This window comes from Myxacorys chilensis, assembly GCF_059505265.1.
The window spans coordinates 40,979-56,733 of record NZ_JCACKG010000194.1 but is presented as its reverse complement, the minus strand read 5'-3'; the positions used below and the strand labels follow the sequence as shown (position 1 = coordinate 56,733).

Genomic DNA, 15,755 nt, shown 5'->3' with positions numbered 1-15,755 from the left:
GAATCAATCTAGAGAGGAGTCTGTGGCAGTTTGTCAGCAGACTCCAGCTTGTACCCCAGCCTAAGGCACTGAGATTGGAACTAACGCATTCTCTGGCAAGTATTCTCGATAGCGTCCCCCTTCTGATAGCACCAGTGCAATTCTCAGCGAAGAATCGGGGGGAACTTGTAAATCTGCCCACGGAACACTAATTTCAACACAGTTACCTACTCCAACTTGAGCGCGAGTCGCCCGCGAATGCCACGTGAAATGTTCTCCCGCTTCTTGTAACCAAACGGTTTGCGTCAGCAAATTCACGCCAAGATGATGATGAAATTGATAATTTAGCGGTGCTTCGTTTGGTAAATCGATCAGTGAAATCGGGCTATTGTGCATGGTTTTGTTGGCGTAAAACCACAACACATTCAGTTCGGGCGGAATTTCTTTGCCCGGTTGCACTCCCGTTTGAAAGTCCAAACGCATATAGAAATTGAGGTGATCAACGCCGTACCATAGCCGTTGAATCGGGCTACTGCGATGCATCGTGCCGCGTGCGCCACCGACTTCAATTCGTCCAGCTTTATCCCAGTCCTGCTCATCTCCTTGACCATTGATGACAGGATGAATAAAGCCTTGGGGCGGATGATCTCCCCGTGACGTATGGATTTCTACGGGGCGACGAACATTCTCAGGAATCGGTTCGTTTAAGGCTTGGTACAGGGCAGCAAGGTGTTCTCGAAAGAGTTGATCGAACATGGCGTCTTGATTGGACGAATGCCCTTCTCCAAACCACCAAAACCAATCTGATCCTTCTGCGGCATAGAGCGCTTCCCAGGCTTCAGGATTGTTTTCTTCGGTCGCTTCAGGATGATTGGCCAAGGTTTGCCGCGCCGCTGTGAGCAAATCCCAAGCGCGATTTTTAGCAGGATCACCAATCCAAGTCGTAAAACTGCCATCGACCCAGGAGCCACTGTGAAGCTGGTCAGCAGGGAGGGTTTCAGTGGGCGGAAATTGCTCAACAAACTCTGAAACAGTGACCAATTTGATGTCTGGATCGTCGCTGAGAGTTTGATACAGCGTTTCTAAGAACGGCTTGCCATCTTGGGGATAGAACTCCCAGCAATTTTCACCATCAAGCGCGATCGTCACCAGCCAAGGTTGATCCAACGTTCCGCTACCCGACTTTAAAGAGCGTGCGATCGCTTCGAGCTGTCCGATCAAATCGGTTGCGGCTCGCTTTGGCTCCATCGCGCTGTAGGTAAAGCCAATCAGATCCGACAGACGGTGATCGCGAAATACGATCGCTAAATCTCCCGCAGATGTCTCTAACCGATAAGGACGGTAAAGCAACTGCGGCTCGTACACCGTACCTCGCTCATCTCGATTAAAGAAATGCTTCAACGTCCATCCTAAAACCGCTTCATCAGAACAGAGCCACTGAAATCCTTGTTTCGCCACGTCCGGCAAGATTGCCGGACTCACAGACTGTTCGGAGGGCCACAATCCACGAGGCGGACAGCCAAACCGATCCTTATACATTCCCCACGCTTTTTCTAAGTGGCGGCTCATATCGTCAGGATACTGAAACCGTTCCTGCGGGAGTGCCATTTGTGGAACGGCGACCCGCCCAGCATCCGTATCTGCTAAAAGCGGCAAGATCGGATGCGTATACGGAGTTGTTGTGACCTCAAGCTGTCCCGCCTCCTGCATTTTGCGGTGCTGCGGAATAATCCGACTCAAAATTTCGCGATGTTTAGCGATAATGCGCTGACGATCGCTTAACGTAAAATCTTTTCCTTTCTGAAGCCAAGCTTCAACTTCTGGATCATCCCAAAAGAGCGGGTCAATCCATGCCAGGTTATGCCACGCTAACAAATCGCTGTAATCTTGCAGGCTCCAATGCTCTAAGCACCAACTCCGCCCACGATCCTGATGCTGTCCATACAACTCTGCGTAGCGCGGATGAGGATCAATCAACGTGTGATGATTGGCATCAAAGAAGTGGTCAGCAATAAATTCTTTTTGCTCCAGGCTCAACTGTTCTACTGGAGTCAACGTTGTCGTTAAGTATGGGTCAAGCGCTGTACCCGCTACGTAATCCTCAATCTGTAGAATCAGCGATGGCACTAGATTGACCGTCTGATGCAGGTTCGGATATCGCTCTAACAGCAATACCAAATCTAAATAATCTTTTGTGCCGTGCAACCGAACCCAGGGCAGACGGTACTGTGAACCCATTGCCGAGGAGTTGCTTCGGCTTTTGTAAAGCGGCTGATGCTGATGCCAGATGAACGCAACGTAGAGAGGATGAGCCATAGATGAAGGGGGATGGGGTATGGAGTAGGGAATCAGCGCTTACGCAACTAGTAGAGAAACCATCTTCTCGGTTAAGCGACCCGTTTCCTCTACATTTATCCTCCCCATACCCTACACCCTATCTCGTCTACATCACCTGCTCAACTTCAGCAATTTCAGGAATCATTTCCCGCAAGCGACGCTCAAGACCCATTCTGAGTGTCATTGTGGAGCTTGGGCAAGACCCACAAGCGCCTTGCAGCCGTAACTTTACAATCGGGCCGTCGAGTTCGACAAGCTCGACGTTGCCACCATCTGCCATCAGATAAGGGCGCATCTCATCAAGAACCGTTTCGACATTTTCGGAAGTTAGTGCATATGTTTGAGACATAATTCACCTTTTAGTGTGGACTTGGAATGTGGAGTTGATTTGATCCTAGCTTGTAGAAACAGCGCTGAATGTAAAAAGACAATGGTTCGTTAAGGTCTAGGTTTAAGCCGGAACCGTTGCAGGTTCGAGCAATGCAATGTTTGAGAACCCAAATGTTTCGGTCTTGACTTTGCCATCCTGCTCTGTGCGAATCACGCGGCTCGTGAGGACGTAGTAATTGCCGACCTTTTCGTAGTTGTCTTCAAAGTCGCTTTTTCCGCCCTTCAGTTCGCCCGTTGTGGGATCGCTATAGACCGAATCGTAGCGGTGGGATAGATATCCGCTTCCGGTGTCATGGCTACTATAGGTGTGAATCGTGACGACAATATCGCGGATGTGACGATGCACTAAGCTCACCTCGTTGTTGTGAACCTTATAGCGATCGCCCATCGATTTTCCTTTGACAAACACCTCAACGGCTCCCGTTTCGTCAGTGTCACCCAGGGTAAAAATATTTTTACCGTGAGTTTCTTCAAAGGAGCGACGAACGCGATGAACAGCAATTTCCCAAACTTGACCTGCGATCGCTTTCTTCGCGTCTTCATCGTCGGTGCCGCTCACCTCGAACGTGCAGTCAGCATTGATGCGCGCTTTTGCAGTGTAGGTTTGATCTCCACTTTCATAAGTGACATCAGCCGTGTAGCCAGGAAAATTGTGATCCCAGGTATAGCGATTCTCGTAGGCAGCACGAAATAATTCACGAGCGTCTTTTTCGGTCATGCAATCTCTCCTTGGTCTGTCTCTTCTAGTTTAAAGACTTTAGGGACAATCCGTTTAGGTTGTCACCATTACGGGTTCCTGGTATAGCGGAATCGTGAAGGTTACGGTCGAACCTAACCCTTCGCCCATGCTGTAGAAGTTCACCACTCCGCCCATCGCTTCAACTAGCTTCTGTGAGATCGCAAGTCCAAGTCCGGTTCCGCCGTATTGGCGAGTTAGCGATCCATCGACCTGACTAAACGACTGGAATAATTTGTCCTGTTTGTCGAGAGAAACTCCGATCCCCGTATCGGCCACTCGGATTTTAACCAAGCCAGGAAGTTCCTGAGTTTGAACGACAACCCGTTTTTTGATCACTTCTGCACTAATTGTAATGCCGCCTTCGTGGGTGAATTTGATGGCATTGCCGACCAGATTGAGCAAAACTTGTAGCAACCGCTGGTAGTTTCCGTAAAGAATAATTTCATCGTGAGTCGCGGGCTGCTGAATTTCAAAACTGAGAAATTTTTGACGGATTTGAGTCCGCGTCATATTCTCTAGCTGTGCCAATAACTCGTCAAGATTGACGGGACTCAGTTCGATCTGCATTTTGCCCGCCTCGATCTTGGCGATGTCTAGCACATCGTTGATCACTTCAAGCAAATGCATCGCCGATCGGTGAGCTTCTTCTAAAAATTCTCGCTGCTCTTCGGGATCTTCTGCCATCCCATCTAGAATCAGCTTGAGAAAGCCGATCATGCCATTGAGCGGCGTCCGCAATTCGTGGGATGTATTCGCTAAAAACTCGCTCTTGAGATGGGAAGCGGCTTCCGCCTGGTGGCGGGCTTCTTCAAGCTCGCGGTGTTTTTGGCGCAAATCAAAGTTGACTCGCTGCAACTCGGTAGCGAGCGCCTGACTTTCGGCAAACAGACTGGCGTGAGCGATCGCAGTGCCTACCTGATCTGCCAACTCCTGCATAAACTCAATTTCGTCTGGTGTCCATTGGCGACTAGGATCACATTGATACATGACAATCAACCCATTCGGCTGCTCTAGATAGTGCGTTGCAACCGCTAAACGAGTTTGAAGGGGTTCGTTAGGTTTAGCTTTGGCACCTGCGTCTAGGGCTGGAGTGAGGGTTCGGATTGGCTGTAGACGAGTCAGCGCTTGAGTCAGATCCGGCTCCTCTTTGAGCAGAAATTCGGTGTCTAATAGCGAGTCTAGATTGTCCTGACAATATTCAGCCACCACTCGTACCGTGTCACTGGGTGACTCATAGGGACAGAGAATGCAGCAACTCAAGCCTAAAGCATTTCCCAAGCCAGTCACGGTTTGCTGCCAAATCGTCGGTAAATCTAGTGTCCGACGAACATTCCACGCAATCTGGGTCAGCAGACGGTGATATCGATTCGAGGAAATCCCCTCATTTTGACTGAACGGCATGTCCTGAATCGAACAGGATTCACCCTGAGCTTCGCTGGGCGGCGCTCCTAAAGATGGCACTTGCTCTCCAGTGACCATGACCAAGGAAGCAGAGCCATCGGGAAACTTGACTGGACTCATGACCAGATCGAACAGCAACGTTTGCTCGCCCCACTGAAACAGCCAGCGAAACTGCTCTGACGTTTGATGAGCGAGGACATGCTGAATGTGATCGAGATACTGAGCGATCGCAAGAGGGCGAAATTCTTTCAGCGCCCCCTCGTGGACCCAGCGAAATGACACGAGGGTTGCCGCCGTGTCTTGAATCATGATGAATTCTGCCCCTTCTAAGCCAGAGGTTCCGTCAGAGTTGTACAACGCGCTAATCGGTTCACCCGACGGCAGAACGGCTTGGGAAGATGCAGCAGAATTGTTCGAGACGGAGTTTGAGGCGTTCACAGAAGTGACCATTGGATAGCCAGACGCAGACCGAAAGCCGATACAGTTAAGCTGTTGCTCACTTTGGCGAGTTAATCACCTACTAGTCATTCCACTCCCCTCGCGGTGGCACGGGTGGATTACGAGGCAAGGTGCGGGAGAATTCTTCGTCTCGCCGCGACTCGTTGCGTAACCACTGCCGGAGGGCAACCTCGACAACCTTGCTTGGATCGTTAGTAAGGTGCTGAAGCTGCTCCAGTATATCTGGATCAAGCCGGAGTGAAACTTCAACCTTCTCGTGTGACGTGGGAGATGGATAGGTAGAGTCGTTCATGGAATCAAGCTTAGGGTTGTAGTGAGAGATTACCCAAACGCGGATAGACCCACGCTGAGGTGAGAAAACAAGTTGGGAGTACGGAAGAACCGCTGCTTTGACAGACATCACTCGACTCGCGGGCAAGTGATTCAGCACCGTGATGCACAAGTTAAAACAAAAGGGGTTAGTTATTCTTAACCTACATCCGCTGGCTCCCACATTAGGTTATTTGAATAGATTTAGTCGTTTGGTAGAGGAATACACGCTTAATTGTGCCTATACCTGATTTTTATAGAGTACTCAACAAATCAACCTTCTTTTCATAAATTATTGTATTGACAGGTTTCTACATTATCAGAGCAAAATAAAACAGAAGCAGCACAGCGTTTTTTATAGTGCTCTAGACTCCCATACTTTGCTGAAGAAAGCATTAAAATATCTTAAACGTAGGCTTCCTTGTCTCGGTTACTCTAGCCATTCTCTGGCGCTTGGCATTGCTGACCCATTTAGGCTTAGGCTGTTGTCATTCCGTTCTTAATCGCCGCTACCTAAACCCTCGATTTATGACTGACGTACCCGTCAACCGAATCCGTAACTTTTCGATTATTGCTCACATCGACCACGGCAAATCTACCCTGGCAGACCGCTTGCTGCAAGAAACAGGGACGGTGACTGCACGGGATATGAAGGAACAGTTCCTCGACAATATGGAGCTAGAGCGAGAGCGTGGCATCACCATTAAACTTCAGGCGGCACGCATGAGTTACACCGCGAAAGATGGTGAGGAGTATGTTCTCAATCTAATTGACACGCCAGGACATGTGGACTTTTCCTACGAAGTGTCGCGATCGCTGGCGGCCTGCGAAGGGGCATTGCTGGTCGTAGATGCGTCTCAAGGGGTAGAAGCGCAAACGTTGGCAAACGTCTACCTAGCGCTAGAGCACAATCTTGAAATCATTCCGGTGCTTAATAAGATCGATCTGCCTGGGGCTGAACCTGATCGCGTCAAGCAAGAAATCGAAGAAATTGTCGGACTCGATTGCAGTCAAGCCATCTTGGCATCTGCCAAAGAAGGAATTGGCGTTCCAGAGATCTTAGAGGAGATCGTCCACCTTGTTCCACCGCCTAAAGATACCGTCGATCAGCCACTCCGCGCCCTAATTTTTGACAGCTACTATGATGCTTATCGTGGGGTGATTGTTTACTTCCGAGTCATGGACGGTCAGTTAAAAAAAGGCGATCGCATTCGCCTGATGGCATCGAAAAAAGAATACGAAATTGATGAACTAGGCGTTCTGTCTCCCAATCAAGTCCAGGTGACTGATTTGCACGCTGGGGAAGTTGGCTATCTCGCGGCTTCGATCAAAGCCGTAGAAGATGCCCGCGTCGGCGACACGATTACGTTGTCTCAAAAGCCAGCAACAGAGGCATTACCAGGATATATCGAAGCAAAGCCAATGGTGTTCTGCGGCATGTTTCCCACCGATGCAGATCAGTTTGCCGATCTGCGAGATGCCTTAGAAAAGCTGAAGCTCAATGATGCCTCGCTGAACTACGAGCCAGAAACGTCTAGCGCGATGGGATTTGGCTTTCGGTGCGGTTTCTTAGGGTTGCTGCATATGGAAATTGTTCAAGAACGCCTAGAGCGTGAGTACAACCTAGATTTGATCATTACGGCTCCGTCAGTGGTCTACCGGGTCACGACGATCAAAGGTGATGTCATTTATATCGACAACCCCAGCAAGCTGCCTTCTCCTCAAGAGCGCGAGAAAATTGAAGAACCTTACGTCAAGCTAGATATCATTACGCCCGAAACTTATGTTGGAACCTTGATGGAGCTGTGTCAAACTCGGCGTGGCATCTTCAAAGATATGAAGTATCTGACGCCCGGACGGACAACGCTGATTTATGAGATGCCCCTAGCCGAAGTGGTGACCGATTTCTTCGATCAGATGAAGTCGCGATCGCGCGGCTACGCCAGCATGGAATATCAACTGATTGGCGATCGCGAGAATGCCTTAGTCCGGCTCGATATCCTGATTAATGGTGATCCGGTTGACCCGCTAGCCACGATTGTTCACCGCGACAAAGCCTATGGAGTCGGACGTGCCCTCACCGAAAAGCTCAAAGAACTGATTCCGCGTCACCAGTTCAAGATTCCAATTCAAGCCGCGATCGGCAGTAAGGTAATTGCCAGCGAACATATCTCTGCCATTCGGAAGGACGTTCTTGCTAAGTGCTACGGCGGTGATATTTCTCGGAAGAAAAAGCTGTTGCAGAAGCAGGCAAAAGGCAAAAAGCGCATGAAAGCGATCGGAACAGTTGATGTTCCACAAGAGGCATTTATGGCAGTACTACGCCTTTCAAACGAACAAGGGTAAAGCTCGACTGATTTCTTTTAAAGCCCCTCTTTAACACTAAAGAGGGGCTTTTTATCAAAAACATATCAATATATCAAAACCTATAAGAATAAGTAATATTGCACAGATGCTTTAAAGTTTTCATGAAAACTTGAATTGTTAGAAGTTGGCTTTCAGTAATTTTGTTAGATTCTTGAAAAAAGTTAAGCCTGTTAGCCGCGCTTCTTTCTCACGATCGGACTTGCTTTAGTCGCAGCGCTTCGTGATGCACGATTGCCTCCTGGGTACACTTTTGGCAAGCAAGGCATTATCTAAGCAACCTTCTAACCAACGTTCCTTTCCCTTGCCCGTTTGCAACTCTAACTGCGGATTTTTTAGACCTATGCGAATTCTTGTTACTGGTGGTGCGGGGTTTATTGGCTCCCATCTCATCGATCGCCTTATGCAACAGGGGCACGACGTTGTTTGCCTCGACAACTTCTACACTGGGCACAAACGCAACCTCCAGCAATGGATGGGGCATCACAACTTTGAACTGATTCGCCACGACATCACAGAACCGATTCGGCTCGAAGTCGACCAAGTTTATCATTTGGCGTGTCCTGCCTCGCCAGTGCATTACCAGTACAATCCGGTTAAAACCATCAAAACAAATGTGATGGGCACGCTCAACATGCTAGGGCTGGCAAAGCGGGTCAAGGCTCGGTTTCTCTTAGCGTCTACTTCTGAGGTGTACGGCGATCCAGAAGTACATCCCCAGCCAGAAGAGTATCGGGGCAATGTCAACCCGATTGGTATCCGCAGTTGCTACGACGAAGGAAAGCGGGTTGCCGAAACCCTGGCATTTGACTATCACCGCCAGAATGATGTAGACATTCGGGTTGCGCGAATCTTCAATACTTACGGTCCTCGGATGCTCGAAAACGATGGACGAGTCGTGAGCAATCTGATTGTGCAAGCCTTGCGAGGAGAGGCGCTTACAGTTTACGGGGATGGCTCTCAAACGCGTAGTTTTTGCTACGTCTCAGACTTGGTCGAGGGACTGATGCGCCTGATGAACGGCAACTCCATTGGTCCTATAAATTTGGGCAATCCGGGCGAGTACACCATTCTAGAATTGGCTCAAACGATTCAGCAAATGATCAATCCAGGCACGTCGGTGAAGTTTGAGCCGCTGCCTCAAGATGATCCCCGCCGCCGCAAGCCTGATATTACTCGTGCCAAAACGCAGTTGGGCTGGGAACCGGCCATTCCGCTTCAAGCAGGGTTAGAGCGCACGATCGCTGACTTCCGCGATCGCGTTACACCGACCACACCACAACCTGAGTCGGTAGCTCATCTCTAACGGCAGTGCTCGCGAGCTTGTCATCAGGGGGAACCTTAACGGTTGGTTGAAGAAAGTTCCTTCACGTTCAAATCATTCACGGGTAAAGAGAGGATCTTTCAGAGTTCTCGCTGATCCCGCGATCGTTCACCTATTTATTAAGGAGTTCTCATGCGTGTTTGTGTCATTGGTACGGGATACGTTGGCTTGGTCACTGGCGCTTCTTTAGCTCATGCGGGTCATCATGTGATTTGCGTTGACAACAACGAAGCTAAAGTCAAACTGATGCAGTCGGGGCAGTCTCCAATTTTTGAACCTGGGCTGTCAGATATTATGCAATCTGCCATTCAAGCCAAGCGGCTTGAATTTACAACCGACCTTGCCGCTGGGGTTGCCCACGGACAAGTACTCTTTATCGCCGTGGGGACACCCGCTTTGCCAAATGGTGAGAGCGATACTCGCTATGTAGAAGCGGTCGCTCGTGGGATCGGCTCTAACCTCAGTGGCGGCTACAAAGTAATTGTCAACAAATCAACCGTGCCAATTGGGTCGGGGGATTGGGTCAGAATGATTGTTCTTGATGGTGTGGCTGAGCGCCAAAAGTCTGAAGCTCAACCCATTCTGGCGGGTGTTAGCGGCGACAAGGGCATTACAACCACTGCCCTTGTCGGGGAATATGATTTTGATGTCGTCAGCAATCCTGAATTTTTGCGAGAAGGGTCAGCCGTTTACGATACCTTCAACCCGGATCGAATTGTGCTGGGCAGCAGCAGCGATCGCGCGATCGCGTTGATGCAAGAACTCTATGCTCCCATTGTGAGCCGTCAGTTTGCAGAAGATCCGTCTGCCCCTACCGTTCCGGTGCTTGTAACCGATATTAGCTCGGCAGAGATGATTAAGTATGCGGCGAATGCGTTCTTAGCCACAAAAATCAGCTTTATCAATGAAGTCGCAAACATCTGCGATCGCGTCGGCGCAGACGTAATGCAAGTCGCGAAAGGGATTGGTTTGGATTCGCGAATTGGTAGTAAATTCTTGCAGCCTGGACTGGGTTGGGGTGGATCTTGCTTCCCGAAAGACGTTTCTGCTTTGATCCACACCGCCGACGATTACGGCTACGAGAGTCAACTTCTCAAAGCGGCAGTTAGCGTCAATCAGCGTCAGCGCCTGATTGTGATTGAGAAATTGCAGCAAGTTCTCAAGATCTTAAAAGGCAAAACGGTAGGGCTGCTGGGTCTGACCTTCAAACCGGATACGGATGACCTGCGCGATGCACCCGCTCTCAGCATGATTGAAAACTTAGTGCGGTTGGGAGCCAAAGTGAAAGCCTACGACCCCATCATTTCTCAAAGTGGGATGCGTCACGGCTTGTCTGATGTCATTGTTGAAACTGATGCAGAACGGCTAGCGGATGGCTGTGATGCGCTTGTCCTCGTCACCGAATGGCAACAGTTTCAAACGCTTGACTTCGGCAAGATGGCAACGCTAATGCACAGCCCTATTTTGATTGATGGACGGAACTTCCTTGACTGCTCTGCGTTAGAAGCAGCAGGCTTCCGGTGTGTCGGCATTGGTCGGTAAACCATAGGCATAACTTTGGATCTGTCATGAAATCGGTTGTTTTTGTTCAAGTTGTCTTTGTTCAATAAAAACAGTGTTCGATAAAACCAGGAAAGAAATTTGCTCCTTCCTGGTTTTACTTTTGAGCGAGCATTGATCACGGTGATCGATCATTCCAAGTTAACTTGGAATGATTAACCGTAATTTTGAATGAGTCATTCTGAAAAAACTGGCGTACTCGATTTTGAATACTGTCCATAGAGGAGAGAATATCGTTTCTAATGATTGTCTCTAGAATGCTTTCATCTAACAAATTGAGGATTCGACATAGAATAGAGCAGTAATCTTAGCGATCGCCCTCTAAGCATCGGCGCTCTTAGGCATGAGTTCTCGCAGACTAACTGATTCGGACAAACAGGACATTGTTGAGCTATATCGTCAACCAGGTCACACAACCTTGACGCTGGCGGAACACTATGGTGTCAGCAACACCACGATTAGCCGCATTCTCAAAACGAGTTTGTCGTCTGAAGAATATGAGAGCCTGATTCAACAGAAGCGGACTGCCCGATTTAGTAGTGGAGCAACAGTTCAGGGCAATTTGCTAGAGACAGAACCTGTCGCAGAGGCGGCTGAATCAAAGGCGGCTGAATTAGAACCTGTCGAATTAGAACCTGTCGTAGAGCTGCAACCCTCTCTATATGAACTGGAATCCATCCCCGAACCAGAACCTATTTACGAACCAGAACCCATCCCCGAACCAGAACCAAAGAAAGTCACTGCTCCAGTGCTGCGTCGTTCTTCGGGAGCCTCGCAGAAGCCGTCTTCAGTAGGGGAGGAAGTGGAACTGGGTGACTTGCTGAGTACTGATGCCGTCACAGAACCTGAGAAACCTGCACCATCTGTTAAAAAGATAATCGGAGCCGATTTGACGCTTCAGCACAGTGTTGTAGCTCAGGATGATGAGGAAGACGAAGACGACGATGATGATGATCTTGATTCAGCGCTGAGCGGCGAGTTTGATGATGATGACGAGGATGGCGATGATACGCCTGTGCTTCCCTCAATTCAACTGAGCGCGACGGATTTTATCCAGGTGTTGCCGATTGCCGAGGCCGCGATACCCAGAACATGTTACCTAGTCGTCGATCGCTCAGCCGAATTGGTTGCCCGCCCGCTTCAAGAATTTGCTGAATTAGGGCAGATTCCGTCGGAGGAGATCCAGGAAAGAACGCTGCCTGTGTTTGATAATCACCGCGTCGCGAGACGGTTTTCTAACATTCGGACGCAACGGGTGATCAAAGTGCCCGACAGCCGGGTGTTGCAAAAAGCAGCCAACCATCTGCAAGCAAAAGGCATTACGCGCTTGCTGATCGATGGGCAAGTCTACGCGCTGTAGCCGCGTCGCTAATACTGGTCATCGTTGCGCTGAGGACGAGAAAAGCCGAGCAGGGGCTGGGCGATCGCGGCCCCAATCATGCCGATCGCGGCACTAAAGGCGAGTACTAATCCAAACGGAAGTTCAATTGTTTGGATTGTGAGAAAGCGAAAGGAGACGGGCGCAGCATTTTGCACCGAGATGATGGCGATCGCGGCAATCCAACCGCCGATGATGCAAGCTGTGATTAGAGTTGCGAGAGTTCTCATAAGTTAGGGATGAGGGATGAGGGATGAAAGAACTTTAAGTTGATCGGAATGGTTTAGTCTCATTCTCCCTTTTTCTTCACTTTTCATCCTTCATCCCTCATCCTTCATCCCTAAACAGCAACAGGTTCAATCTGATGAATCATTCTCTCCATGTACTCAGAGATCTGATTCAGTTTGGCAGGGGAGTTCGTTTCGACATACACCCGGATCAGAGGTTCTGTTCCCGAGGGGCGCAGCAGTACCCAGCTTCCTTCTTCTAAGTACAGTTTGATGCCATCTTTGCGACCAACTTCTGCCACACGAATCTCTGCAACGTTAGACGGCGGATTTTTGGTCACCGATTCTAAGACCGCTTCTTTATGTTCGTTGGTGAGGTGCATATCGAGACGAGTGTTGAAAAGCGGACCGTCAGCTTCTGCGATCGCTTCTTGCACTAACTGGCTGAGCGGTTTGCCTTCGTAAGCGATCACTTCAGCAACTAGCATGTTTGCCAACACTCCGTCTTTCTCAGGAATGTGACCAATCACACTCAGTCCACCCGATTCTTCACCGCCAATCAAAACAGTGGTTTCGCGCATTTTCTCACCGACGTACTTAAAGCCAACAGGCGTTTCATACAAGTCGAGATTATATTTTCTCGTGAAATTATCTAACAAATGAGTCGTGGCGACAGTGCGAACGATCGCGCCTTTCTTGCCTTTGTTCTTAACGAGGTGGCGCGCGAGCAGCAGCAGAACGGTGTTAGGCGTCAGGAAGTTGCCTTGCTCGTCAACGATCCCGAAGCGATCGCTATCTCCATCGGTGGCTAAGCCGAGATCAGCCTGATCGTGCTTCACGGCTGCAACTAATCCTTCTAGCTGTTCGCCTTTCGGTTCAGGCATTCCGCCCCCAAACAGCACGTCGCGATAGGTATGGAAGCTCTCCGTTTCGCAGCCACAATGCTCCAAAACAGTATCCAAATAGCCGCGAGAAGTGGAGTAGAGCGCGTCATACTTGACCTTCAGTTTGGCGTTGCGAATCCGCTCGACATCTAGAATGCTGTAGATAAAGTTGAGATAAGCAGGCTTGGGATCAAAGATCGAAACTTTGTCGGCACTCTTGCCACTGGGCATGGCATCCGAAGCTCTGTCTAAATTGGCAACGATCGTATCGGTAATTTCGGTGGTGGCTGGGCCGGCATAGTCAGGAATATATTTGATGCCGCAGTAAGGAGCTGGGTTGTGGCTTGCTGTAAACATCAGTGCTCCAGCCGAATTGAGGTGACGAGCACTGTAGGCAATCACAGGAGTCGGACAGTCGCGATCGACAATTTTTACCGTCCAGCCTAGGTCTGCCAAAACGCCTGCGGCAGTGTGAGCAAACTGATCGGCAAGAAAGCGCGTGTCGTAGCAAACGAGTACCGGACGGTCTTTTGAATAGGCCGTTTCGAGATAGCTTGCGATCGCGCGGGTGGCTTTGCAAACGTTGGAGAAGGTGAAATCATCGGCAATAATGCCGCGCCAACCGTCGGTTCCAAACTTAATTCTTGAGTTGCTTCCAGCACTCATTATTCTGACCCTATAAACTTTCCTTCATAGTACAAGAGCCTTTCGGGAAAATAGCAGTTAGTGAAGAAGGCGTAAATAGATGAGCCGATTACCGTTTGGCGATCGCTCTTCATCACTACCCTACAAATGCTGAAGAGCGATCGCTCATCAAACGCTAAAAAACCGGGCAGAACCTGAATCAGTTCTCCCGGTTTAGACTCTATTCGCTAATCGCAATTAGTACGTTTCAACGTGCCAGCGACCCGCTTTCTTCATAGCGCTACGGAACTCCTTCCAAACGACGCCTGCTTTCTCGGCTTCAACCGAAAGTGCCGCATCAATCCCATCTTCCATGCCTTTGAGACCACAGATGTAAGTGTGAGTTTTCTCACTTTGCATTAGTTGCCAAAGTTCTGCCGCATGTTCCGCTACACGGTCTTGAATATACATTCTGCCGCCATCCTTATTCTTCTGCTCACGGCTAATTGCATTCGTGAGCCGGAAGTGATCCGGATACTTCGCCTGCATTTCCTCTAATTCAACTCTGTAGAGAATATTTGCCGAAGTTGGAATACCGAAGATCAGCCAAGAGAATCCCTTGAACTGATACTCAGGATTGGCTGCTTTCTCTTTGTCTTTGAACTGACGCCAGAGATAAGCTCGCATCGGCGCGATTCCAGTTCCCGTTGCCATCATGATGACGTTGGTATCGGTGTCTTCAGGCAGCAGCATTTCCTTACCGGTTGGACCTGTGATTTTTACATCATCGCCTGGTTTGAGGTTGCACAGGTAGGTCGAGCAGACTCCGTATACAGTTTCACCCGTTTCAGGATGCTTGTACTCTAGCTGCCGAACGCAGAGCGAAACGGTTTTATCGTCTACCTCATCGCCGTGGCGAGTAGACGCGATCGAATACAGCCGGAGCTTTTCTGGCTTGCCGTTTTTATCCGTTCCGGGTGGAATAATTCCGATACTTTGTCCTTCCAGATAGCGCAAATCGCCCGCTGAAATATCGAACATGATGTGACGGACTGTACCAATGCCGCCTTCAGCCACTAATTCTTCGTTTGATGTACATTTCCCAACGAAAGGAGCGTTGGGTCGATAAATATTAACGGGTACATCAGCTTTAGCCTTTGCTTGAGTCATTGGCTTGCTTTTCTCTCCTGTTGATGTGCCTTCTTGAACAGTTTCCTGCTTGGCAGAGGATGTAGTCTGTCCAACGGTAACGTTTTCAGCAGAAGAGCCATTAGTGTCTAAAGGCTGAATGCTGACAATTTTTCCGCCCATTCGGGTGATGCGCTGCATGGCGTCGCTCATGCGATCGTAAGAAACCGTGATAAACGTGCTGCCACTTTTCCGAATAGGATAGTTCTGCTGATCGGTGGCTCCGTTTTGGCGCAGACCCACCACCTCATAACGGAACATACGGCTGCCAGAAAGGGAGTTAGCAGCACTCGATGCGCTCGAATTGTACATTGCTCTGAATTTCTCCGACCTAACCTAACTTGATTATTGTGCTGCAAGGCGTGCTTTCAAACAAACATGCACCGTTCTTTGTGGAAAGGCAACCCGTGAAAAGACCAGTTGCGGAATGATGAGTTTGCCCTAAACGGTATTTTACGACACGACCAAGCCGAATCTAAAAAGCACACCTTTACAAAAGTTGCTCTCGTCATTACTCTACAGAGCTTCTGGACACCGCGATCGCTTTAATTGTAAAGTTCAAATTAATCCTAAAGTTCAAACGAATATTCGC

The 15,755-nt window shown here is 49.3% G+C and carries 12 protein-coding genes; 4 read left to right on the top strand and 8 right to left on the bottom strand.

Going from position 1 to position 15,755, the window contains the following annotated elements; translation table 11 throughout:
* Positions 1-60: 60 nt before the first annotated feature.
* The 5 genes from AC5JLB_RS17740 to AC5JLB_RS17720 all read right to left on the bottom strand — a co-directional run bounded on the left by AC5JLB_RS17740 (position 61) and on the right by AC5JLB_RS17720 (position 5,597).
* Positions 61-2,295, bottom strand: a complete 2,235-nt coding sequence (locus AC5JLB_RS17740; protein WP_495875152.1) for a glycoside hydrolase family 57 protein — start codon at positions 2,293-2,295, stop codon at positions 61-63.
* A 127-nt stretch (positions 2,296-2,422) separates the two neighbouring features.
* Positions 2,423-2,665 (bottom strand): NifU family protein, encoded by a 243-nt coding sequence (locus tag AC5JLB_RS17735; RefSeq protein WP_495695234.1) that lies wholly within the window; start codon positions 2,663-2,665, stop codon positions 2,423-2,425.
* Between the two features lie 102 nt (positions 2,666-2,767).
* A complete protein-coding gene (locus AC5JLB_RS17730) occupies positions 2,768-3,424 on the bottom strand; it encodes a DUF3386 domain-containing protein (RefSeq protein WP_495875151.1) in 657 nt (218 codons plus the stop codon).
* Between the two features lie 54 nt (positions 3,425-3,478).
* Entirely contained in the window at positions 3,479-5,284 is a 1,806-nt protein-coding gene (locus tag AC5JLB_RS17725) for a GAF domain-containing sensor histidine kinase (protein WP_495875150.1), read from the bottom strand.
* Positions 5,285-5,366: 82 nt separating this feature from the next.
* Positions 5,367-5,597 carry a hypothetical protein gene (locus AC5JLB_RS17720; protein WP_495875149.1) on the bottom strand — a complete coding sequence of 77 codons (231 nt, stop codon included), beginning with the start codon at positions 5,595-5,597 and terminating at the stop codon, positions 5,367-5,369.
* 545 nt (positions 5,598-6,142) lie between these two features.
* On the opposite strand from AC5JLB_RS17720, the gene lepA reads away from it, so the two are divergent.
* From lepA to AC5JLB_RS17700, 4 genes are all read left to right on the top strand, one after another.
* A complete protein-coding gene (lepA, locus tag AC5JLB_RS17715) occupies positions 6,143-7,960 on the top strand; it encodes a translation elongation factor 4 (protein ID WP_495875148.1) in 1,818 nt (605 codons plus the stop codon).
* Positions 7,961-8,321: 361 nt separating this feature from the next.
* Positions 8,322-9,284, top strand: coding sequence for a UDP-glucuronic acid decarboxylase family protein (locus tag AC5JLB_RS17710; RefSeq protein WP_495875147.1), 963 nt, complete (start codon positions 8,322-8,324; stop codon positions 9,282-9,284).
* 150 nt (positions 9,285-9,434) lie between these two features.
* Positions 9,435-10,844, top strand: coding sequence for a UDP-glucose dehydrogenase family protein (locus AC5JLB_RS17705; protein WP_495875146.1), 1,410 nt, complete (start codon positions 9,435-9,437; stop codon positions 10,842-10,844).
* A 361-nt stretch (positions 10,845-11,205) separates the two neighbouring features.
* On the top strand, positions 11,206-12,222 hold the full coding sequence (locus AC5JLB_RS17700) for a hypothetical protein (RefSeq protein WP_495875145.1): 1,017 nt from the start codon (positions 11,206-11,208) through the stop codon (positions 12,220-12,222).
* Between the two features lie 8 nt (positions 12,223-12,230).
* Here AC5JLB_RS17700 and AC5JLB_RS17695 read toward each other — a convergent pair whose 3' ends face one another.
* From AC5JLB_RS17695 to cpcD/petH, 3 genes are all read right to left on the bottom strand, one after another.
* Complete coding sequence (locus AC5JLB_RS17695) at positions 12,231-12,470, bottom strand: LapA family protein (RefSeq protein WP_495875144.1); 240 nt, start codon at positions 12,468-12,470, stop codon at positions 12,231-12,233.
* A gap of 110 nt (positions 12,471-12,580) precedes the next feature.
* Positions 12,581-14,017, bottom strand: coding sequence for a phosphoglucomutase/phosphomannomutase family protein (locus AC5JLB_RS17690; RefSeq protein WP_495875143.1), 1,437 nt, complete (start codon positions 14,015-14,017; stop codon positions 12,581-12,583).
* A 216-nt stretch (positions 14,018-14,233) separates the two neighbouring features.
* Positions 14,234-15,475, bottom strand: a complete 1,242-nt coding sequence (gene cpcD/petH, locus AC5JLB_RS17685) for a bifunctional rod-capping linker CpcD/ferredoxin--NADP reductase PetH (RefSeq protein ID WP_495875142.1) — start codon at positions 15,473-15,475, stop codon at positions 14,234-14,236.
* Between the last annotated feature and the right edge of the window lie 280 nt (positions 15,476-15,755).

Excerpts from the sequence above, each read along its gene's own strand:
- AC5JLB_RS17740 (WP_495875152.1), bottom strand. The coding sequence starts at position 2,295 with ATGGCTCATCCTCTCTACGTTGCGTTCATCTGGCATCAGCATCAGCCG.
- AC5JLB_RS17735 (WP_495695234.1), bottom strand. The coding sequence starts at position 2,665 with ATGTCTCAAACATATGCACTAACTTCCGAAAATGTCGAAACGGTTCTT.
- AC5JLB_RS17730 (WP_495875151.1), bottom strand. The coding sequence starts at position 3,424 with ATGACCGAAAAAGACGCTCGTGAATTATTTCGTGCTGCCTACGAGAAT.
- AC5JLB_RS17720 (WP_495875149.1), bottom strand. The coding sequence starts at position 5,597 with ATGAACGACTCTACCTATCCATCTCCCACGTCACACGAGAAGGTTGAA.
- lepA (WP_495875148.1), top strand. The coding sequence starts at position 6,143 with ATGACTGACGTACCCGTCAACCGAATCCGTAACTTTTCGATTATTGCT.
- AC5JLB_RS17710 (WP_495875147.1), top strand. The coding sequence starts at position 8,322 with ATGCGAATTCTTGTTACTGGTGGTGCGGGGTTTATTGGCTCCCATCTC.
- AC5JLB_RS17705 (WP_495875146.1), top strand. The coding sequence starts at position 9,435 with ATGCGTGTTTGTGTCATTGGTACGGGATACGTTGGCTTGGTCACTGGC.
- AC5JLB_RS17700 (WP_495875145.1), top strand. The coding sequence starts at position 11,206 with ATGAGTTCTCGCAGACTAACTGATTCGGACAAACAGGACATTGTTGAG.
- AC5JLB_RS17695 (WP_495875144.1), bottom strand. The coding sequence starts at position 12,470 with ATGAGAACTCTCGCAACTCTAATCACAGCTTGCATCATCGGCGGTTGG.
- AC5JLB_RS17690 (WP_495875143.1), bottom strand. The coding sequence starts at position 14,017 with ATGAGTGCTGGAAGCAACTCAAGAATTAAGTTTGGAACCGACGGTTGG.
- cpcD/petH (WP_495875142.1), bottom strand. The coding sequence starts at position 15,475 with ATGTACAATTCGAGCGCATCGAGTGCTGCTAACTCCCTTTCTGGCAGC.